This is a genomic window from Pseudoalteromonas sp. SCSIO 43088 (assembly GCF_023650795.1).
Lineage (GTDB): Bacteria > Pseudomonadota > Gammaproteobacteria > Enterobacterales > Alteromonadaceae > Pseudoalteromonas > Pseudoalteromonas shioyasakiensis.
The window spans coordinates 895,092-917,638 of the sequence record NZ_CP072675.1 but is presented as its reverse complement, the minus strand read 5'-3'; the positions used below and the strand labels follow the sequence as shown (position 1 = coordinate 917,638).

The 22,547-nt window shown below is 41.5% G+C and carries 18 protein-coding genes; 6 read left to right on the top strand and 12 right to left on the bottom strand.

The genetic code is table 11. The features are described from left to right. Positions 1-29 precede the first annotated feature (29 nt). The 4 genes from J8Z28_RS04195 to glyA form a co-directional block, all read right to left on the bottom strand. A complete protein-coding gene (locus J8Z28_RS04195) occupies positions 30-683 on the bottom strand; it encodes a riboflavin synthase (protein WP_054562663.1) in 654 nt (217 codons plus the stop codon). A gap of 4 nt (positions 684-687) precedes the next feature. Then, a complete protein-coding gene (ribD, locus tag J8Z28_RS04190) occupies positions 688-1,827 on the bottom strand; it encodes a bifunctional diaminohydroxyphosphoribosylaminopyrimidine deaminase/5-amino-6-(5-phosphoribosylamino)uracil reductase RibD (protein WP_250659966.1) in 1,140 nt (379 codons plus the stop codon). Between the two features lie 2 nt (positions 1,828-1,829). Next, entirely contained in the window at positions 1,830-2,279 is a 450-nt protein-coding gene (gene nrdR / locus J8Z28_RS04185) for a transcriptional regulator NrdR (protein ID WP_054552576.1), read from the bottom strand. 108 nt (positions 2,280-2,387) lie between these two features. After that, positions 2,388-3,644 carry a serine hydroxymethyltransferase gene (gene glyA / locus J8Z28_RS04180; protein WP_250659965.1) on the bottom strand — a complete coding sequence of 419 codons (1,257 nt, stop codon included), beginning with the start codon at positions 3,642-3,644 and terminating at the stop codon, positions 2,388-2,390. 290 nt (positions 3,645-3,934) lie between these two features. Here glyA and J8Z28_RS04175 point away from each other — a divergent pair, with 290 nt between their 5' ends. Next, complete coding sequence (locus J8Z28_RS04175; RefSeq protein ID WP_130166844.1) at positions 3,935-4,303, top strand: hypothetical protein; 369 nt, start codon at positions 3,935-3,937, stop codon at positions 4,301-4,303. A gap of 56 nt (positions 4,304-4,359) precedes the next feature. On the opposite strand, the gene thrC is transcribed toward J8Z28_RS04175, so the two are convergent. From thrC to J8Z28_RS04155, 4 genes are all read right to left on the bottom strand, one after another. Then, on the bottom strand, positions 4,360-5,643 hold the full coding sequence (gene thrC, locus J8Z28_RS04170) for a threonine synthase (protein ID WP_055021995.1): 1,284 nt from the start codon (positions 5,641-5,643) through the stop codon (positions 4,360-4,362). 18 nt (positions 5,644-5,661) lie between these two features. Then, positions 5,662-6,588, bottom strand: coding sequence for a homoserine kinase (gene thrB / locus J8Z28_RS04165; protein ID WP_055021996.1), 927 nt, complete (start codon positions 6,586-6,588; stop codon positions 5,662-5,664). Between the two features lie 9 nt (positions 6,589-6,597). Then, positions 6,598-9,015 (bottom strand): bifunctional aspartate kinase/homoserine dehydrogenase I, encoded by a 2,418-nt coding sequence (gene thrA / locus J8Z28_RS04160; RefSeq protein ID WP_250659964.1) that lies wholly within the window; start codon positions 9,013-9,015, stop codon positions 6,598-6,600. A gap of 227 nt (positions 9,016-9,242) precedes the next feature. Beyond that, complete coding sequence (locus J8Z28_RS04155) at positions 9,243-9,617, bottom strand: response regulator (protein WP_054562669.1); 375 nt, start codon at positions 9,615-9,617, stop codon at positions 9,243-9,245. 236 nt (positions 9,618-9,853) lie between these two features. On the opposite strand from J8Z28_RS04155, the gene J8Z28_RS04150 reads away from it, so the two are divergent. Beyond that, positions 9,854-11,617 carry a sensor histidine kinase gene (locus J8Z28_RS04150; protein WP_054562670.1) on the top strand — a complete coding sequence of 588 codons (1,764 nt, stop codon included), beginning with the start codon at positions 9,854-9,856 and terminating at the stop codon, positions 11,615-11,617. A gap of 90 nt (positions 11,618-11,707) precedes the next feature. Next, a complete protein-coding gene (gene rdgC, locus J8Z28_RS04145; protein ID WP_054552583.1) occupies positions 11,708-12,616 on the top strand; it encodes a recombination-associated protein RdgC in 909 nt (302 codons plus the stop codon). 59 nt (positions 12,617-12,675) lie between these two features. Here rdgC and J8Z28_RS04140 read toward each other — a convergent pair whose 3' ends face one another. Beyond that, positions 12,676-13,518 carry an HDOD domain-containing protein gene (locus J8Z28_RS04140; protein WP_054562671.1) on the bottom strand — a complete coding sequence of 281 codons (843 nt, stop codon included), beginning with the start codon at positions 13,516-13,518 and terminating at the stop codon, positions 12,676-12,678. A 273-nt stretch (positions 13,519-13,791) separates the two neighbouring features. On the opposite strand from J8Z28_RS04140, the gene J8Z28_RS04135 reads away from it, so the two are divergent. Continuing rightward, positions 13,792-15,492 (top strand): dipeptidyl-peptidase 3 family protein, encoded by a 1,701-nt coding sequence (locus J8Z28_RS04135; RefSeq protein ID WP_054562672.1) that lies wholly within the window; start codon positions 13,792-13,794, stop codon positions 15,490-15,492. Between the two features lie 73 nt (positions 15,493-15,565). Here the strand turns inward: J8Z28_RS04135 and J8Z28_RS04130 are convergent, their stop codons facing one another. Both J8Z28_RS04130 and J8Z28_RS04125 read right to left on the bottom strand, forming a co-directional pair. Beyond that, positions 15,566-16,315, bottom strand: coding sequence for a substrate-binding periplasmic protein (locus J8Z28_RS04130; protein WP_250659963.1), 750 nt, complete (start codon positions 16,313-16,315; stop codon positions 15,566-15,568). 64 nt (positions 16,316-16,379) lie between these two features. Then, positions 16,380-16,784, bottom strand: coding sequence for an HIT domain-containing protein (locus J8Z28_RS04125; RefSeq protein WP_250659962.1), 405 nt, complete (start codon positions 16,782-16,784; stop codon positions 16,380-16,382). Between the two features lie 112 nt (positions 16,785-16,896). Between J8Z28_RS04125 and J8Z28_RS04120 the strand changes: the two genes are divergently transcribed. Next, positions 16,897-19,122 carry a S9 family peptidase gene (locus J8Z28_RS04120; RefSeq protein WP_250659961.1) on the top strand — a complete coding sequence of 742 codons (2,226 nt, stop codon included), beginning with the start codon at positions 16,897-16,899 and terminating at the stop codon, positions 19,120-19,122. A 149-nt stretch (positions 19,123-19,271) separates the two neighbouring features. Next, positions 19,272-20,906 carry a methyl-accepting chemotaxis protein gene (locus J8Z28_RS04115; protein ID WP_054562676.1) on the top strand — a complete coding sequence of 545 codons (1,635 nt, stop codon included), beginning with the start codon at positions 19,272-19,274 and terminating at the stop codon, positions 20,904-20,906. Positions 20,907-20,970: 64 nt separating this feature from the next. On the opposite strand, the gene J8Z28_RS04110 is transcribed toward J8Z28_RS04115, so the two are convergent. Then, complete coding sequence (locus J8Z28_RS04110) at positions 20,971-22,494, bottom strand: M17 family metallopeptidase (RefSeq protein WP_250659960.1); 1,524 nt, start codon at positions 22,492-22,494, stop codon at positions 20,971-20,973. Between the last annotated feature and the right edge of the window lie 53 nt (positions 22,495-22,547).

Below are 22,547 nucleotides of genomic sequence, written 5' to 3'. Positions count from 1 at the left end.
GAGTATGATTAATAGTGACGTATCTGTGCTTATTTAATAAAGCCAGCTTGTGCTAGCAAGCTCATTGATATGTCTGAACGGGAAGGTTGTTCAGCCCCTTTAATTAGGCGCTCTAAATAGCGAGCAATCTGGTCAACTTCTAAGTTCACCTGAGTCCCCACCTGAAATTCTGCAATCGTTGTTTGCTCTGCAGTATGCGGAACAATCGTCAGCTTAAAGCGATTTTGCTCAACCTCGTTGACGGTTAAGCTAATGCCATCAATACACACCGAACCTTTGTACGGAATGTACTTCATTAAATCATTGTCTGTGCTTAACCAGTACTCGGTTGCACGAGCATTGGGACTAATACTTTCGACAGTCGCAATACCATCAACATGCCCTGACACTAAGTGCCCACCTAAGCGAGAAACCGGTTGCATGGCTTTTTCGAGGTTAACTGTTTGACCTTTTTTATAATGTGCAAACCCAGTTAAGCTAATTGTTTCGTTTGATAAGTCAGCACTAAAACCATCGCTATGTTTAGCGACAACCGTTAAACACACACCATTGGTGGCAATACTGTCACCGAGCTTGACGTCTTTCATATCCAAATTAGGGCTTTGAATACGAATAGCTAGATCACCTTGCTTTTGTGTTAGTTCAACAATTTTACCTGTTGCTTCAATAATTCCAGTAAACATAGTGCTACTCTTTATTTTCAATGTCTGTGGCTTGCTTTGCTTTTATCGCTGTTAAGCGAATATCATCGCCAATCATCACTGTATCAGTAAAGGTCAGTTCAGTGATATCACTCATCATGGTGACTTCTGCAAAGTTTAGTAAGCTTTTGCCCATATCACCTATTAACTTAGGGGCAATATAAACAATGTATTCGTCAATTAAATCTTGCTCTGCGAACACCCCAGCAAGGGTTGCACCCGCTTCGAGCCAAATATGATTAAATTGTAGTTCAGCAAGACGCTTTAAAACCGCCGATAAATCAACTTTATTGTTAATTGCTGGCACTACTTCGTGTTTTACAAAGTGAGGCCACTTGGTGTGATTATCAAGCGAAGTGGTAAAAATTATCACCGGGCTCTCGATGCTGAATAACGCAAGTTCAGGCGTTAACCTGTTTTGTGAGTCAATAATGATCCGGGTTGGTTGGCGCAAAGGCAACGAGGTTGGCATGGTAAATGGCAACTCATCAACACGGACATTAAGTTTGGCATTATCAGTAATAACGGTGTCTGCACCGGTTAAGATAGCACAGCTTTGCGCACGAAATGCTTGCACATCTTGGCGCGCCTTAGGGCCTGTTATCCATTTACTTCGGCCGTTATTTAGCGCAGTTTTACCATCTAAACTACATGCCATTTTACAAGTCACATATGGCAATCCAGATTCCATACGCTTTAAAAAACCTTTATTTAAATCGCGCGCTTGTTGTTCAAGTAAACCAGATGCAACGCTAATACCGGCGTCGGCTAAAATTTGTAGGCCGCGACCACTCACCGCAGGGTTTGGGTCAACCATAGCTGCAATGACCTTACTTACACCTGCTGCTTTTAAACCTTCGGCACAAGGTGGAGTGCGCCCATAATGACTACAAGGCTCTAAAGTCACATATGCAGTGGCGCCTTTCGCGTTGTCGCCAGCTACAGCCAAGGCATTCACTTCAGCATGGCCCTGCCCTGCTAATTGATGAAACCCTTCACCGACTATTTCGCCATCTTTAACCAAAACACAGCCAACATTCGGGTTTGGCGTCGTAGTAAAACGACCTTGTTTAGCAAGCTCAATGGCACGCGCCATATAAGCAGTATCAAGCTCTGTAAACGACATGATTAATCACCTAAACGAGCGATCTCTTCACCAAACTCGCGAATATCTTCAAATGAACGATAAACCGATGCAAAGCGCACATAGGCTACTTTGTCGAGTTTCTTTAGTGACTCCATGATGCATTCGCCAATTAAATGGCTAGAGATTTCACGCTCACCCGTAGCACGAAGTTGAGATTTAATGATGTTAACGACTTCGTCGACCTGCTCAGTGCTCACTGGGCGTTTCTCTAAAGCGCGATGCAAGCCATTCAGTAACTTGTCTTCATTGAATGGTTCACGGCTACCGTCTTGCTTGATGACTCTTGGCATCACAAGTTCAGCGCCCTCAAAGGTGGTAAAGCGCTCATGGCATTCGTTACATTCACGTCGACGTCTCACTTGGTGACCACCGCCAACTAGTCGAGAATCAATTACTTTAGTATCTTTTGCGGTGCAAAAAGGGCAATGCATAGGGTTCAACTTCCGTTTATAAAAAACAAAAAAAGGCCGCTTAGTAAGCGGCCTTTATAATAGCAAAAAACAACGCTATTGTTATCTTAATTACGGTTTAACTAGTAATTAAGCGTAAACTGGTAATTTTTTACAGATAGCTTTAACTTTCTCTTTTACTTCTGCTTGTACAGACTCATCGTTGATGTTGTCTAGTACGTCACAGATCCAGCCTGCAAGCTCTTTTGACTCAGCTTCTTTGAAACCACGGCGAGTAATAGCCGGAGAACCAATACGAAGACCAGACGTTACAAACGGTGAACGTGGGTCGTTTGGTACTGAGTTTTTGTTTACAGTGATGTTTGCGTTACCTAGTGCAGCGTCAGCATCTTTACCTGTGATATCTTTATCGATTAGGTCAAGAAGGAATAAGTGGTTGTCTGTTTTACCAGAAACAACTTTATAGCCACGCTCTTGCAGTACTTCAACCATTGCTTGTGCGTTCTTAACAACTTGCGCTTGGTACGCTTTGAATTCTGGTTGTAATGCTTCTTTGAAAGCAACCGCTTTAGCAGCGATGATGTGACATAAAGGACCACCTTGACCGCCAGGGAAAACAGCGCTGTTTAGCTTTTTGTAGATCTCTTCATCACCACATGCAGAAACGATTAGACCGCCACGAGGACCTGCTAATGTTTTGTGAGTTGTTGTTGTAACAACGTGTGCGTGAGGGATTGGGCTTGGGTATACACCAGCCGCGATAAGACCAGCAACGTGAGCCATATCTACGAATAAGTATGCACCTACTTTATCAGCGATTTCACGGAATTTAGCCCAGTCAACAACGCCTGAGTATGCAGAGAAACCAGCGATGATCATTTTTGGATTGTGCTCTAATGCAAGTGCTTCAACTTGAGCGTAATCAATTTCGCCTGTTTCGTCGTTTAGGCCGTATTGAATTGCATTGTACGTTTTACCTGAAAAGTTAACGTGTGAGCCGTGAGTTAAGTGACCACCATGAGCTAAGCTCATACCTAGTACTGTATCGTGCGGCTGAAGAAGAGCTTGGAAAACAGCTGCGTTTGCTTGTGAACCCGCATGTGGTTGAACGTTAGCGTAATCTGTGCCGAATAATTCGTTTGCACGGTCAATTGCTAATTGCTCAACAACGTCAACATGCTCACAACCGCCATAGTAACGTTTGCCTGGGTAACCTTCAGCATATTTGTTGGTAAGCTGAGAACCCTGCGCTTCAAGTACGCGTGGGCTACAGTAGTTTTCAGACGCGATCAGTTCGATGTGCTCTTCTTGACGAGCCGTCTCTTTATTGATGGCTGCAAATAACTCTGGATCGAAATCCGAAATATTCATGCTACGTTCTAACATGGGGTCTCCTAAGGCAACGTGTATGGTGTTTTTTAAAGGCTGTATTGTACGCTTAAAACGCACTTTTGCCTATCTTGTAAAGATGAACATATTTAAACAGGGATTGAATTTATTTCACAGTGTTTTAATAATGATATTTTTTTATTGATACATAACAAAAATTTATAAATTTAAAATATTTCATAGATATTTAAAATGTTACTTAAACAAAAATCGCTCTGTTAAATTGCGTTTTTATTAGGGCAAACTAAGCTTATAAGACTGGTCAATATCAAGGATGGTATAAGTACATGTTAGCTAAACCAATATACGAATTAGTCCCCTACGGATACTTTTTTCTCGGCATCAGTTGTATCACATTAGCCAATAATTATGTGCCTACATTAATCGGTGTAATCTTATTTTTATTAGGTGCTAACATTTGGCGGATGCGTTCTGAAGCCAGAAGAACCGATCATTCAAGCCAGCGAGTCAAGCAAAGAAAACGTCGCTATTACTATGAATTTAAACCTTTTATCATTTTTATTTCGGCATTCACCTTGATGCAATGGACGCAAAATGAACTCGTTTCGGTGATCAGTATTTTGCTGTGTATCTCGGCAGGGGTCATTCTAAGCATGCGGATTTTAAACCGTCATAGCCATTCGTTACTTCATTGAGTGCTTTATTAAAAGACTGCATAAAAAAGAGCGGCTTAGCCGCTCTATAATCAAGGTTATGCTAATTTATTTAACAGCTCAGTTCGAAGCAATTGATAATCAAAGTTAATATCTTCAGCCAAACACTCATTTGCTAGCGCATCAGCAAGTGGTTTCGGCATAGGTAGTTCGATGTCTAAAATTTCTTCTACACTGTCTTTAAATTTTGCTGGGTGTGCAGTCGCTAAAAAGATACCTGCACTGCCATCTGCTAGATTTTCTTTCAAGCCTTGATAAGCAATTGCAGTATGAGGCTCTGCGATGTAACCCGTTTGATGAATTTTTTTCATCACCTCTTTTGTTTCTTCTTCGCCAACACAGCTTGAATAAAAATCATCATAGCTAAACCATTTGTTATCCAACATAAACTGAACACGTGGCCAGTTATTCGGTTTACTCACATCCATAGCGTTCGATAACGATTCAAGCGTGTCATTCGGTGCCCACTCTTTGCTTTGTAAGAAACGTGGCACAGTGTCGTTTTGGTTAGTTGTAGCACTTAGTTTCGCTACTGGCATACCAAGCACAGCACCGATCATCGCAGCGCACACATTACCAAAGTTACCACTTGGTACTGAGATATGCGCTTTACTTCGCTGCTCTTTAGGTAATTGAGCAATGGCTTCAAAGTAATAGCAAACCTGTGCAACTAAACGACTGATGTTGATTGAATTAGCAGAATTTAGACCTAGCTTTTGTTTAACTTCATCGTCTAAGAAAGCTTGCTTTACCATGCTTTGGCAATCATCAAAGCTACCATCAACAGCATAGCAGTGAATGTTATTGCCTAATGTTGTAAATAGCTTTTGCTGCGCTAGTGAAATTTTACCTTTCGGGTATAAAATCACGACATCGATATTTGGCTTATTATAAAATGCATGGGCAACCGCAGCCCCCGTGTCGCCCGATGTTGCAGTTAAAATTGTTACTTTTTCGCCTTGGTTAAATTGTGCAAGACACTCAGCCATAAAACGGCCACCAAAGTCTTTAAACGCAAGCGTTGGACCATGAAATAGCTCTAAGCAATAAATGTCTTTTTCTACTTCAACCAGTTTCACATCAAAGTTAAAAGCATTTTGTACCATCTGTGCAACGGTATCGGCAGGTAGTTCATCGCCAATTAGGTGCGATAAAATCTTGCTGCTACGACTAACAAAGTCTAAATCAAGTAACGCATCAATGTCTTGAATTGGCGAAAGGCTTTCTGGGAAGAATACCCCTTGGTTACGTCCTAACCCCGTTTTTACCGCTTCAACAAACGACACCTGTTGTGCTTCATCTTTTAAATTATGTAATTGCATGTTTATTCCTTAAATTCTTTAAAGCTGTCGTGTGCCAAGCTGATCAAGTTTACAGATGTGGCTGAAACCTTGTTCATTTACGTAATTATCATTCAGCCAAGCTGCACACTTTTGAGCAGCTTCAAGACTCTTACACACGGTAAATAATGTTGGGCCCGCACCAGAAATACTGACAATCTCTGCACCAAGCTCTGGTAAAGCACTTTTAGCTTCCGCAAAACCTTGGATTAATGGTGCGCGATGTGGCTCAGCGATTTCATCTGTCATAATTGATAACGCAGCATCAAAACGACCTGTTAGCAATAAGCTGCTAAATGCAGACAGTCGCTGTGCAAACTCAACACTGTCGTGCATTGATAATTGCGTTGGCAATACCGAACGCGCTTTTGCAGTATTCAGTGAAAAACCTGGAAAAGCCGCTACGTAATACCATTGATTATCAACGGGTAACGAAATTGACTTGTTCGGAATGAGTTCACCCGTTAATTGCAAACCACCTAAATAACACGGTGTGATGTTATCGTAATGACGGCCGCCACTAACAATGGCTTCAAAATCAGCCATCAACTCGATAAGTTGCTCTTGAGATAATTTGGTTTCGGCAAATTTATCAAGGGCAGCAAACGCTGCCACTACAGAACAAGCACTTGAACCTAAACCTGAGCCAATTGGTAGGTTCTTTTTAAGCTCAAGTTTTACCGCTGGCATAGCCGGTGCAACGTGCTCTTTAAAGTGAATTAAACATTGATAAGCCAAGTTTTCTTCAGCATTTGCAGGTAGTTTATGGGCATAGTCGCCTGAGCAGACAAAAGTATCTTGCTCAGCGGCACTCACCTCTACAACATCGCCTAATAAAGTGCCATCGATAGGTGCCAGCGCAGCACCTAGTGCATCAAAGCCGACAGCAAAATTCCCGATTGAAGCGGGTGCATATACACGGATCATGACCAGCTCCTAACGTGTTAATGTTTTTAAGATATCAGCAAATACGCCTGCTGCCGTTACTTCAGCACCGGCGCCATAACCACGAATCACAAACGGACGTGGTTGATAATATTGACTTAAGATTGCCAATGCATTTTCACCGTCACGGATATCGTAAAGAGCATGGCTACTATCTACGGCTTCAATACCTACTTTACATTGACCGTTTTCAATAGTGCCCACATAACGAAGTACTTTACCTTCACTTGCAGCACTTTGAATGCGGTCGTTAAACTGTGCATCAAGTGATGGTAGTTTTGCCATGAAATCTGCTACAGAATCATCTTCTGCAAATCCTTTTGGTAAAACTGATTCAACTTCAATATCGCTTAGTTCTAACTCAAGACCCGATTCACGAGCAATGATTAGTAGTTTTCGAGCAACATCAGTGCCTGATAAATCATCACGTGGATCTGGCTCTGTAAAACCACTTTCTTTTGCTTTTAACGTTGCTTCGCTAAGAGATAAACCATCTTGTAGCGCACCAAACATATACGATAATGAACCCGACAAGATACCGCTGAACTTAATAAGCTCATCACCGGCACCAAATAGTGATTTCAAGTTATCAAGTACTGGTAAGCCTGCACCTACGTTTGTTTCGTATAAAAACTTACGGTTATTCTTTTGTGTTGCTGCTACTAAATCTTGGTAGTAAGCATACGAGCTAGTATTGGCTTTTTTGTTTGCCGCAACCACATGGAAACCGGCATTCAAGAAATCAACATATTGCGCAGCAAGCTTATCTGCTGAGCTACAATCTACGATCACAGGGTTAATTAAATGGTTTTGTTTAACAAATTGCTCAACCAGATTTAAATCAAATGCTTGTTCTGACTCGGCTAGTTTGTCTTGCCAGCCATCAAAAGCGATGCCTTCGCTATCTAGATAAAGCTGTCTTGAGTTAGCAACACCGTACAAGTTCAGCTTGATGTTACGTTTTTCAAGCCATGCTTGTTGACGCTCTAACTGCTGAATAAGCTCTTGGCCAACTAAGCCACAGCCAAGTAAAAACACATCGATTGAAGGAATGTGAGTAAAGAAGTTCTCATGGCACACTTTTACTGCGTCGTTGCATAGTTCACCGTCGATAACCGCTGAAATGGCGCTTTCAGTCGAATCTTGTGCAATAGCAACAATATTAACCTGCGCTTGAGCTAATGAAGCAAAGAACTTAGCTGCTAAGCCTTTGTGCGCACGCATGTTATCACCAACTAGAGTAACAATCGCAAGGTTACGCTGTACTTGTACTGGTTCGATTAAACCTGCTTGTGATTCTAATTCGAAAGCAGTTTGTAATGCTTCTAAAGCAAGAGATAGGTCACTCTCATGCACACAGAAACTGATGCTAAATTCACACGAAGATTGAGTGATTAGTACAATTGAAACATTGTCGTGCGCCAGTGCATTAAATACTTTTGACGCCATGCCAACTTTGCCTTTCATACCTGGGCCAGACACCGTTAACATAGCGAGGTTTTGTAAACTTGATAATGCTTTAACTGGATCGTTCGACACACTGTCGTTACTGATCACAGAACCTTCTGCACGTGGGTTATGAGTATTTTTGATCTCGCACGGCACACCCGCTTTGGCACAAGGTAAAATCGTTTTCGGGTGCAATACTTTCGCACCAAAGTAAGACAGCTCCATTGCTTCTTTATAAGATAACGAATCAACCTTAGATGCTTTTTTGATATAACGCGGGTCTGCATTGTAAACACCGTCAACATCAGTCCAGATTTGGCATACTTCAGCTTCTAGGCATGCTGCCGCAATAGCTGCTGAGTAATCGGAACCATTGCGACCAAGTGTTGTTAGCTCACCTTGCTCATTGGCAGCAGTAAAACCCGGCATGATATAAATAGTGCTCGGTGCCGCTTTTAATGCTGCTTGAAAACGTAACTTACTTGCAGCCAAGTCAGCTTCAGCATCAATGAAGCCCCCCACTGAAGCTATGCAATCTGTCGCTTCTAAATAACGAGCATTACTTTCTTTAAGCATACACTCCATTAAGGCTACACTTACGCGCTCACCAAAACTGATTGCATAAGCACGTACTTGGTCTGGGCAGCACTTTAAAAGTGCAACACCATCTAGTTTATTCTTAAGTTCGCTCAAATCAGGCCAACTTGCTACCTGACCAAAGTCAGCTTCAACAGCAGCTTTTAGTTGTTCACAGCGCGCAACCAATGCTTGCCATAACTCACTAAAATCTTGTCCATGCTCTGCAGCGCTTGCTAATGCTACTAATGAATCTGTCATACCACCCGGTGCTGACAGTACTAACAGCATTTCATCGCGTAATTCTTCTTTGACTAACTGAGCTACCTGTTGCAAACATGCGTAGTCGGCCAAGGACGACCCACCAAATTTTAATACTCGCATTATTTATGTTTCCTCATTCCATAAACGAAAAAGGCCTGTGTTCTAGTGAACACAGGCCTATAATTTTGTTGCACCGACCTATGCCACTATCCCGTAAGGATGATGGTTGTAATAATAATGGTCGTTGCGTGATTAAATGTTTTCATAGCCTGTAGACTGCCTTAAATATAGCCAGCCTGTCAACCCTTAAAGAAAAGATAAATTATGCGTTTGTGTTATATAAAAGATTAGTGAATACCAAATTTATGCAAAGTTGCTTTTAGTCGCACAAGATCTATCGGTTTATCAATGAAGTCAATAGCACCCAATTTTACTACTCTTTGTTTCATTTCAGCCTGAATATCAGCCGAAATCACTATAACAAAGCACTCAATTTTCTCTGCTTTGATCGTTTCGAGCACTGCAACACCATCCAATTCTGGCATGGTTAAATCTAAGCACAATAGATCAAAGTTTTGCTCGCGTAATAAGGCTAGAGCTTCACGGCCATTTGTGGCTTGTTGAACATCTGCATCCAAGCAATCCCCTAAACAGCGTACTACCTGCTTTCGGGCAATATTTGAATCATCACAGACCAGTACTGAAAAATTAGGATTATTCATGAAATAAAAATCTTCGCTGTAGCAAATACAACATCAAAAAAGGCTAAATTAAAGATGGAATAAATTTATAACACACTTTTTCAAGCGCAGTAAGGGCAAGTTTTTTCAAAATTTACTAACAATTTATAAATGTTCCAGTAAAAAAGGATATATTTATTTCTTTTTAACCATTTATTAGCTAACTTTAGAACTAGCTGAATGTATTACAATTGTCACCAAGGAGCTATGGATATTCCATGCTACAAAAAAGCCTGTCCAAAGAATTATTAACAAATGTACTCTCAGTCTACTTTTTACTTACTTTTGTAGTGACCTGTGGACAAGTTATTGCTGAGTACGTTAATACCAAAGATTATATTCGCGACGAGTTAACGACTTTACAAAAAACATTTAGCCGTAGTTTAACCCGCGCTATTTGGGAACTGAACGATAAACAAACCATCACCACGGCTGAGGGCTTACTGGCAATCCCTATGATCGAGGGTATTATTGTGCGTGATGATAGCGGCGAGGTACTCTCTCAGTTAGGTCGTTCGTTAGATATTCACGAGCTATACAGTCAACAGTTAGTGCAAGAAGAAGCGATTATCGAAGATACGCCATCAGGCTTATTCGGTTACACATTCCCACTCATTTTTGAATTTTCGGGTAAAACAACCCAAGTAGGTGATGTAACCCTGTTCTCAAGTCGTGAAGTGGTATTTAGCCGCATCATGATTTCTATCTACTTTTTAATTGGTAATGCAATGATCAAAACCACCTTTTTGATCATTCTTTTCTTACTTGCATTTAGAAAGCGCTTAACCGAGCCATTGGCACAATTCACAGAACAAATTGAAGATCTTGAACTAAATGACCTTGAAGGCCGCCATATCGAGATCAAAACTGTTGAGCACAACGAATTAAAAGTAATGGAAGAGTCTTTCAACCGCTTAATAGATAAGGTAGTACTTTACCGTGAAGAGCTCGAACATACGCAAAAAGAGCTTTTAATAAGCAACGAAAAGCTCGACCAACATAACTTACAGTTAGAGCAAGAAGTAGCGCGTAAAACATCAAACCTAAGCCAAGCGATGATGGACTTGCAGCAACAAAAATACGAGCTTGAAAAACAAAAGCTGACACTAACTGAAGAAATTGATTTACGTAAACAAACTGAACAAGAGCTCATTACCAAGCAAACTGAATTACAACGCTACCTTGATGAACTAAATATGGCGCAAGAACGCTTAGTTGGCTCAGAAAAAATGGCAGCATTAGGTGGCTTAGTGGCGGGTATTACTCATGATGTTAATACACCTATTGGTATTGGTGTTACCGCAACGTCATTTTTACAAGAACGCTTGGACCAAATTGAAGCGGCATATAAAGAAAAAACCCTATCGCCAAAAGCGCTTGAAGAGTTTATTAATGACGCCAAGCAAAGTACTAGCCTACTCACTAGTAACCTAGACCGAGCTTCTGAGCTGGTTGCTAGCTTTAAGCAAATTGCAGTGGACCAAGCCAGTGAAGCGGTACGTACCATTAACTTTAAAGAGTATTTAGGTGAAGTGATCCGCTCACTTCATCCAAAACTTAAGAAAACATCGCATCATATTAATTTAGATTGCCCTGATGATTTAACACTTAACCTGCCTGCGGGTGCGATTAGTCAAATTTTCACAAACTTGATTATGAACTCACTCATTCATGGTTTCGAAGGAATTGAAAGTGGCATCATTGATATTGTTATCAAAGAAGAAGATGACGAAGTCGTTATCGACTTTAAAGACAATGGTAATGGCGTATCAAAAGAGCAGTTAGAAAAGCTATTCGACCCATTCTTTACAACCAAGCGCGACCAAGGCGGCAGTGGCTTAGGCACACATATTACTTTTAACCTTGTTAAGCAGACCCTGAGTGGCGATATTGAGGTATCAAGCGAAGTCGGTAAAGGCTTGCACTACCATATTAGTTTTCCGAAAAATATGCCAAAGCCACTTTCAATGTTTAACTCATAAGCAATTAACGCTGATGCCGAAATGATTCATTTCGGCATCAGTTTTTTATTGCTATGATTGGGCAAATTTATTGAAAGGATTAGCCTAATTATGTGGTTTAGTAACCTTATCTGTTACCGTTTTAAACAAGACGTTTCATACTCTCAAGAAGACTTCGACAAAGCCCTAGAACAAGACTTGTTCCGCTCATGTACAGGCCAAGAGCTTTCAACTTTCGGTTGGACAAAAGCCTTTGGTAAACATGGTCAAACCCTATCTCATTTCTCTCAAGACAGCATTTTAGTATGTGCTAAACGTGAAGAAAAAGTACTGCCAGCTGCCGTTATCAACGAATTGGTTGCAGAGAAAGTAGAGCAAATCGAAGCTGAAGAAAACCGTCCAGTAAAGAAAAAAGAAAAAGACGAACTAAAAGAAAATATTCTGCACACTTTACTGCCTCAAGCATTCAAAAAATCGAGCCTACAGTTTGCGTTTATTGATCAAAAGAATGGCTGGGTTGTGGTTAACAGCGCAAGCTTTAATAAAGCAGAAGAGCTATTAGCCCTATTACGTAAATCACTTGGCACGTTACCTGTCGTACCTGCATTTGCGAATTACGATTTAGATGTATTTTTAACAGATTGGCTAACTAATTTCAGCACCCCTGAAGGCTTTTCTATCGGTAACGATGCAGAGCTTGAAGAAGCCGATGACAGTGGCGCACAGGTTAAATTAAAAGGCCATGACTTATCGTGCGACGAAGTAAAGTCACACTTAGAAAATGGTAAGCGCGTAACTAAGCTGGCTCTTGATTGGCAAGAACGCGTTAAGTTCATGCTACAAAACGATGGTTCAATTAAGCGTTTAAGCTACTCAGAAACATTAAAAGAAGAAAACGCCGACATTCCAAAAGAAGATATGGCGGTAAAACTTGATGCTGACTTTATATTAGCGTCAGAAGAAATTAAACAGCTGCTAGAAGAGCTAACTCAAGGCTTAGGTGACGCAGAAGATTTATAAAATTAACCCAGATAATGGTTAACATTAAAAGCGCGACTTAGTCGCGCTTTTTGTTGCTGTTATTCAGTAAAAATAGCTTTTACCTCGTTAAGCATATCGTTATATTCATCGTCACTGAACATATCAAGTGATTCAATCACGCCTTTGTCAATGTAAGTTTGCAATGCCGCAGACTTATCAGAAACCTGTAAGATCCCTTCTAAAATCGCGCCAATACGAATGAAGTCAACATAGCAAATATGTTCTGGACGATAGTTTGGATTTGCCCAGCTTTCAGCTACTTCTACAAACTCATCAGTGAAGCCCCAAGCTCGCATAATTGCGCCACCTACTTTACCACCCAGCTTTTGAATGGCATGAGCAAGGAAGCTTGGGTTTGCGAACACCTCAGGGTGCTTTTCAGCTTCTGTTAAAATGGGCAGTACGCCAATGTTATAAACTAATGCCGCTAAGGTAATTGTGTCGCGATTAAGCGAGGTTTGCTTATTTCTGCGTAAGAAGAAATCCATTAAGGTAATTGAGTGGCACGCTACTTTAAGGGTTTTTTGCCATGCCTTGTCCATATAGCCTTTGATAAGCTCATTATGCGATACAAACAGCTGCTCCATTGCCATTGCAGTTGCAATGTTCTTAATTTGACGTAGGCCAATTCGTGTTACAGCTTGGTGTAGATTTGTAACTTTAACTGAGCGCCCCATAAATGCACTGTTGGCGACTTTGATCATTCGTGCTGATAATGCCGGATCATGAGAGATGACATCTGCCATATCCATCAAGTTTACCTCGGGGTTATCCGCGGCTTGCCTTACCTTCACTGCAACTTCTGGTAAGGTAGGTAACACTAAAGTGTCATTATTTATTCTGTCGACCAATATGGTCAGTAATGCATTTTCTGTTGACATATGTGTGCCATCCTCTTGGGTTAGCCCGCCCAAACAAAGACAGACTAATGACTGACATTATTAGATTAGTTATAGTTTTAGTATTGTCTAACTTAGCGCTAAAGTTAAGAAATTCACAGAAATTATCTATTTTTTATATTTTTTAACTTCTTAACTCATAAATAAATATTGCTTCTAGTGCTGTAAACTTGCCATATATATGTCAGGTTTGCTTTAATGCATAGACTTTTTGTTTTCTAAGCAATGACTCTCACTTTTTTAACGGGCAAAAAAATGACATTAAATAAAATTAGCCAAGCACTTATCTTATCAGGTGCTGTTTTCCTTGGTGCATGTTCTGACCAGCAAGCTACCACTTCTCAAACTAAGCCTGCTGCAGAGCAAACAAAGCAAACTACTGAACAAAACAACCCACAACTTATCAATGCTGAGAAAAGCCGCTTAGACATTTACACTGACTTTACGCTTACTTCTGATCTAAGCCACTTAAGCGATAACCAGAAGCAAATGATTGGCAAGTTAATCGATGCCTCAAAAATCATGGATGAGCTATTTTGGCGCCAAGCATTTGGTGAGAGCAAAGACGCTTTCTTAGCAAAAATTAATGATGAAAAAGTTCAGAAATTTGCAGATATTAACTACGGCCCTTGGGATCGCTTAAACGGTGACCAAGTATTCTTATCTGGTTATGAAGAAAAGCCACTAGGCGCTGAATTTTACCCAAGCGATATCACAAAAGAAGAATTAAACAACGCAATCGTTGATGACAAAACCGGTCTTTACTCGGTGATCAAGCGCGATGAAAAAGGTCTTCTTTATAGCGTGGCTTACTCAGTTGAGTATGCACAAGAATTAGAAAAAGCAGCTAATTTATTACGCGAAGCAAGTAAACTGGCTGATGATAAAGAATTTGCTAACTACCTAAGCATGCGCGCAGACGCACTAGTAAGTGATGACTTCCAACCATCTGATTTTGCATGGATGGATATGAAAAATAACCCAATTGACGTGGTTATTGGCCCTATCGAAACCTATGAAGATCAATTATTTGGTTATCGTGCAGCGTATGAATCTTATGTACTAATTAAAGATTTAGCATGGAGCGAGCGTTTAGCTAAATTTGCCGCTTTCTTACCTGAGCTACAAAAAGGTTTACCTGTAGACGAAAAGTACAAGCAAGAAGTCCCTGGCTCTGATGCTGACCTAAATGCTTACGATGTTGTTTATTACGCAGGCCACTCAAATGCAGGTAGTAAAACAATTGCTATCAACCTACCAAATGATGAGCAAGTACAACTGGAAAAAGGCACACGTCGATTACAGCTTAAAAACGCAATGCGCGCTAAATTCGATAAAATCTTAGTGCCAATTTCAGAGCAGCTAATTGTTCCTGAGCAGCGTAAACACATTACCTTTGATGCTTTCTTCGCAAACACTATGTTCCACGAAGTAGCACACGGTTTAGGTATTAAAAACACCATTACTGGTAAAGGAACTGTTCGCCAATCATTGCAAGAGCATGCAAGTGCCCTTGAAGAAGGTAAAGCGGATATCTTAGGTCTTTACATGGTTGAACAATTGCTTAAGAAAGGCGAGATCACAGAGGGCACATTAGAAGATTACTACATCACTTTTATGGCTGGTATCTTCCGCTCAGTGCGTTTTGGTGCATCAAGCGCACACGGTAAAGCGAACATGATCCGCTTTAACTTCTTCGCTGAAGAAGGTGCATTCTCTAAAAATGCTGACGGCTTATACAGCGTTAACATGGAGAAAATGAGCCAAGCAATGGAGAAACTATCTAACCTAATCCTTACTATTCAAGGTGACGGTGATTACCAAAAAGTTGATCAGCTAATCGCAACTCATGGCGAAATCAAAGCTGAACTAGCTAAAGACTTAGAAAAACTAAGCCAAGCTAATATCCCTGTTGATGTTACTTTCAAACAAGGTAAAGAAGTATTAGGTCTTTAAGCCTTATTCTCCTTTAATAAAAAAACGCTGCAATTGCAGCGTTTTTTATTGCCTGAAGTCGAGTAAATCACGACTAGTGTGCAACGAAGTTCAAACCATATTTGGAGTTTAGTTCTACAATATCCCCGTTGATCAGCATTTTTTGAAACTCGGCATTAAAAGCATCAATAAATTCATCGAGTTCGCGTTGTTTACTAAAGCCATAGTAGCCCTGATTAACCGTCACCGGCGGCGATAACATAATCACTTTATCTGCTATATCTAAACTGTCGATGACAGGCTTTGCTGCCCGAGGGTGGGTGAGAATTAAGTCAACTCGGTTATACATCAGCTGTAAAAAACTAGCCCGCACATTGCCCACTTCAGATAGCGATAGACTTGTTTCATTACGTTTAAATTCAGGGCCATAGTTCCAGCCTCGAATGGTACCAATAATATCTTTTCGTAAACTAGCAAAATTACCAACCCAGGTCACATCATTGTTCTTTTTGGTATATAAAACAATTGGGTCTTCGTAAAAGGGCAAGTCACTAAATTGCATATACTGCTGACGCATAGGGGATTTGTAAGGACCGATAATGGCATCAGCCTGACCTTGCTCTACCATTTTTAGAGCGCGTTTTAGTGGCATGATATCTATAACCAACTCATGCCCTAAACGCCTGCAAATTTCGTGTGCGATATCGGCACCTAAGCCGACCACTGTGCCTTGTTGGTCTTGCTCTAAAATCGCTGGAAAGTGACTACCAACAAAGTAATAACTTTTTGCTAAACAAGAAAAAGAGTTCAGAATAAGCAACACGGCAAACACTGTGTGTTTCATTTATTCCGTACCCCTTCGCGCATCATCCATTTTAGCTTAGTCCAATCTTAGTAGAACAAACAGTTTAAAAGTGCGCTTTTAATACGGCAATTTGTTCGTCTGTATAAGGCACTGCAGGTAATTTCCCCCAGATTGGTGTTGGCCAAGCTGCATCAGTTGTAAAACGCGCAATATGATGAACATGTAATTGCGGTACCATATTCCCTAGTGCTGCTACATTGAGTTTGTCTGGGTTGAATACCTGTTGTAATAATTTACTCAGTTTGCCCGACTCTTGTAATAAGGTAATTTGTAGCTCTTCAGAAAGGTCGATTATCTCTTTAACGCCAGCGACTCTTGGCACTAAAATAAACCAAGGGTATTGGCTATCATTCATCAGCAATACTTTACACAATGGCCAATCAGCAAGCTCAATGCAGTCGCGTTGTAGTTCTGGGGCCAAAGAAAACGACGTATCAGTATTTTTCATCAATAAATCCTTTGATATTGGGTAAACAATCCCTACTTTATAGCATTTTGTTGCAGTTGCCTAAGCTTACCATTACCATCGTGGCAGTTTTTATTCGAGCGAAGGTACTCCTGTGCTAAAAAAAATTAAATCTCTCTCACTTGCTTTGCCAGTGGTGGCAACAGCATTCAGTGTGACCGCTGAACCTCTTACTCTTGAGCGTATTTTTGACGATCCAAGCTTAGCAGGCAAAGCGCCTGTACAACTTAAATTCTCTCCAGACGGAAGTCGTGTTACTTACCTGCAAGGTAAAACCGATGATTACAACCGTTACGACTTATGGGAATACAACTTAAAAGATAACAAAAACCGCTTATTAGTTGACTCTGCTGCGCTATTTTCTGGTCCAGAAAACTTATCTGACGAAGAAAAAGCACGCCGTGAGCGCCAGCGTATTTTTGGTAAAGGGATCTTAGAATATAAATGGTCTAAAGATGGTAAAGCGCTTTTATTCCCACTTAATGGCGACCTTTACTATTATGAGCTTGCTTCAGCTAAAAGCCGCAAATTAACCGACACAGAAGCATTTGAAACCGATGCACGCTTCTCACCTAAAGGGCACTTTGTGTCGTTTATTCGTGAGCAAAACTTGTATGCACTTAACTTAAAAACGGGTCAAGAAATCCAATTAAGTAAAGATGGTGGCGGCGTTATTAAAAACGGTATGGCCGAATTTGTTGCGCAAGAAGAAATGGGCCGTATGACTGGCTACTGGTGGTCTGGTGATGAGTCTAAAATCGCTTATACCCGTGTTGATGAAAGCCCAGTAAAAGAAGCGATCCGTAATGAGATTTACGCGGATGAAGTAAAGCTATTTAATCAACGCTACCCGTTTACAGGTACCGACAACGTTAAAATTCAGTTAGGTGTTGTAAGCATCAACAATCAAAAAACTGACTGGGTTGATTTAGGCGACGAGCAAGATATTTATATCGCTCGCGCAAAATGGTTAAAAGATAACAAAACACTTTCTTATCAGTGGCAAGACCGCTCGCAACATAACTTAGAGTTACGTTTTTATAATAGCGACACTAAAAAACAAACGGTTGCCCTAACAGAAACCAGTGATACTTGGATTAACCTGCACTTTGATTTGCAGTTCTTAAACGATAAAAAACATTTCGTTTGGGCATCTGAGCGCGACGGTTTTAAACACCTTTATTTATACCGCACAAATGGTGAAATGATCCGTCAAATCACCCAAGGTGAATGGGTTGTTGATAGCTTAAAAGGTATCGATGAGAAAAAAGGCATCGTTTATTTTGCAGGTCGCAAAGATACAGCACTTGAGAGCCACCTTTACAGCGTACCGCTATTCAAAAAAGGCGAAATTAAGCGCGTAACAGAGCTAGGTGCTTACCACAATGTGGTGATTGCTAAAGATAACAAAACCTTTATCGATAACAGCTCTTCAGTGAATAAGCCAGGCTCAGCAGCATTACGTAAAATTAATGGCGAATTTATCACTTGGCTTGAAGAAAACAAGTTAGATAAGTCACACCCATTAACGCCTTACCTAGCTGATTTGACCACGCCTGAATACGGCACGTTAACGGCTGAAGACGGGCAAATCATGCATTACCGTTTATTCAAGCCAACTAATTACCAAGATGGTAAAAAGCACCCAGTTATTGTTAACGTGTATGGCGGCCCTCATGCTCAGCGCGTAACGAACAGCTGGCGTAGTAAAAACTTATACTTCCAGTACATGGCACAACAAGGCTATGTTATTTTCCAACTTGATAATCGTGGTTCATACAACCGTGGTAAAAAGTTTGAAGACGTGATTTATAAGCACTTAGGTGTTACTGAAGTGGCAGACCAAATTAAAGGTGTCGAGTTCTTACGCACCCTTGATTACGTTGACCCTGAACGTATTGGTATTTATGGCCACAGCTACGGTGGTTACATGGCGCTTATGACTATGTTTAAAGCGGGCGACTACTTCAAAGCCGGTGTTTCTGGTGCGCCAGTAACTGATTGGGCACTTTACGATACTCACTACACTGAGCGTTATGTAGGTCACCCTGCAACTAACGCGAAAGGTTACGAAGCAAGTGCAGTTTTCCCATATGCCGAAGGCTTAAAAGGCCCACTGATGATTTACCACGGTATGGCAGATGATAACGTGTTATTCACTCACGCCACAAAGTTATTCAAACAACTGCAAGATCAAGAAAAGCAGTTCGAAATGATGACTTACCCGGGTTCAAAACACAGTTTACGTGGCAAGAGCGTACAAACGCACTTACACCAAACCATCACAAGTTTCTTCAACCGACACTTTAACGTTGAGTAATCACGTTTAATTTCGGTGACTTAGACTAAAGGCTGATTGTTAAATCAGCCTTTTTTTTGTCTCAATGTATTCTACTATTTAACTAGATTTTCGACCTATTTTAGCTACGCTTAATACATTGCTCCTATGGGCATGACGAAGGAATACACATGAATTTACGCCGTTTTACAATTTTTCAGCGCCTCGCCATGTTAGTGAGTGTGGTCGTGATAGGGCTGATATTTTTGAGCGTCTCGAGCTTAACGCAGCAATACAGCTCGCTAAAGCAAGAGCAATACATTAAGACCCAAAACCTTGTTGAGTCTGCTTACTCTATTATTGAGCATAATTATGAGTTGTTTGAGCAAGGTAAGCTGAGTGAGCAACAAGCCAAACAAGCAGCCCTCGAAACAATTTCTGCACTTCGTTACGACAACAGCAATTACTTTTGGATCAACGATTATCAACCCGTGATGGTCATGCACCCATTTAAGCCCGAATTAAATGGTAAATCACTAGCGGGCAGTAAAGATCCAGATGGCGTGTTGTTATTTGTCGATATGGTTAATATCGTCAAAAAACAAGGTAAAGGTTTTATTCCCTACAAGTGGCCAAAGCCAGGTAAAGATAAGCCTGTTGATAAAATTGCCTACGTAAAAGGCTTTGATAAATGGCAATGGATTGTAGGTTCTGGTGTCTATATTGATACTATTGAAGAGGCATTCTCTTCGCTACGTAACCATGTGATTATTACCGCGGTAGTGATCATTGCCCTACTGGTTGCGCTAAGCTACCTAATTGCCAATAGCATTCTTCGCCCGACCCAACTTGCCGCAAACATGATGAAAGACATCTCGCAAGGGGAAGGCGATTTAACCCAAAAGCTTGATGAAAATGGTAATGATGAAGTATCTCGTCTATCGCGCTACTTTAACTTGTACACCGCGAAAATGCGTGAGTCACTCAAACATGTTGCCCACAATGCAGAGCAAGTAAATCAGTTTGCCCATAGCGTTGATGATGCGAGTAAAACAAATCACTCTTTTATTGAGCTACAGAACGACAGCTCGACTCAAGTTGCAACCGCAATGGAACAGATGACTCATCAAATTCACGATGTTAGTCAAAATGCCGACCAAGCAGAACATGCCGCCAATGAAGCGGCGCAAAATGCCGAAGCGGGCAAGCAGGTTCTCAACAAGACCATCACCGCCATTGAGACCCTGTCGCATAATATTGAACAAGTGAGTAAGGTAACGGCGGATCTTGCTGCAGAGAGTAACAACATAGGCTCAGTACTTGATGTTATCCGTAGCATTGCCGAGCAGACCAACTTACTGGCACTCAATGCAGCCATTGAAGCGGCTCGTGCTGGTGAACAAGGGCGAGGCTTTGCCGTAGTGGCTGACGAAGTGCGTACATTAGCAAGCCGTACAGGTAAAAGTACCGACGAAATTCAAGCCATGATCAGTAAACTACAAACCGGCGCACAAGCTGCTGTTGATGCTGTATCGGCAAGCCAACAGTTATCAACTGAAACGGTTTCACAAGCAGGTGAAGCAAATAGCTCGCTGAGTGAGATTGAGCGACTTGTCTCTATTATTAAAGATATGAACAGCCAAATCGCCCGCGCTACCGAGCAACAAACTAGCGCAGCAGATGAGGTTAATTTACGGATTAATGAGCTTTCACAATCAACTGAGCAATCACTGTCGAATACCGAAGGGCTTTCGACCGCCAGTGAAAACTTAAAGCAAAGCTCACAAGCGTTAAGTGATGTCGTTAACCGCTTCAAGCTCGATTAACGCCACAAAAAAGCCCCGCACTGCTGTGCGGGGCTTTTCAAACTAAAAACTTATAGCTTTTAGCTTATAAACAATAACGAGCGAATAAGCTGCTTACTGTTGCTGCGGTAGGCTTACCATGTTGCCAATCACCGCCTTCTACGCCGCTACCTGCGATGTCCATATGAACATACGGTAATGGTTGCGCTGATTCAGTACCATGTTTATCTAAACCACCAACAATCGCTAAGAATGCCATTGGGAACTGGTGACCACGAGCTGTCACTGCAGAAGCAGCATTGTTACTTGATAAAACATCGTCAGCTAAAGTGCGAGGACGAATGAAGTCATAATCTTCACGACGGCTACGAGATACTTCGGCGCCATCTGCCCATAAATCGCCTAAGTCAGCAATTTGGCGCGAAATTTTCGCTGCGCGAGCTGGACCATTTTCAACATACGCACTGTAAGGGCCCATCGCACGTGCTGCGTGGCCTGTTAGTGTTGCAACAGTAAATAGCTCTGGATTTACTTCGTTTAAAGCACGATCTTTCATTTCGCTTAATAGGTCACCCATTGCTAAACGGCCTTCAGCATCGGTATTACCGATACGTACACGTACACCTTCACGGCTGGTAATGATTTCATCAGGAACAAAACAATCAGAACCAATTGAGTTACGAACTACGGCCAAGTAAGCAATCACTTTAACGCCTTTTGGTGCAAAGTCAGCCACTGATTTCATAAAGCCAGCAACAGAAGCTGCACCGCCTTTATCGCGGCTCATACCTGCCATAAAGCCACCCACTTTAAGGTCTGCACCACCGGTATCGTAAACTAAACCTTTACCAACAAACATTAAGGTACGCTCAACGTCGCCTTCAGGCACGTATTCTAGTTTCACAACACGTGGGTGATGACGCTCAACAGCGTAAGATGCGCGCGCTACGGTGCTCATCATTGGGTAATCTTTATCGATAGTGTTGATATCTGAAATCACTTCAACAGACACCTTGCTACCCGCAAATAACTCAACGCAGTAATCAGCAAAACGTGGTGGTGCCATACGCTCAGGTTCTGTACCACATAAATCACGTGCAGCGTATTGACCCGCAGCAATAGCATTAAGCGCTTTGCTCATTGCCTCATCTGCACCCACTAGGCTAATTTGGCTAATTGGTTCAATCGCTTGGCCGTGGAACTCACGTGCCTCAAGTGGTTGCCAAAGCGCTTGGCAAGCACCTAAATAAGCCACTTCAAGGGCATGCTTGTAACGGCTATCTTGATTTACGTTAGCAAGTAAAATTGCAGGCTGAGTGGTACCCGATGCTTTCGCCTCTAGTACACCTTGCTTCGCTGCATCAAAGTAACGACGTACATCATCATAATCACGATTTAGAGGGCCTGTAGGCGCTAAAATAACGCGTTTAGAATCAATAACAAGTAATGTCACTTGTTTGCCAATACGTGCGTCTACAGCTTGTTGAGCGCTAATAGCTTGGCTTAAGCTTGCATCTGCTAAAGAAGAAAAATCATCACCGATAATAATCAATGCATCGTGATTTGCATCCGCTAATTGCGGGGCTGCAACTGCATGAGGGTATGCCATAAAAAAGGTCCTGCGGTTAGAAACATAGGACCTTATTATCATTGATTTAGAGC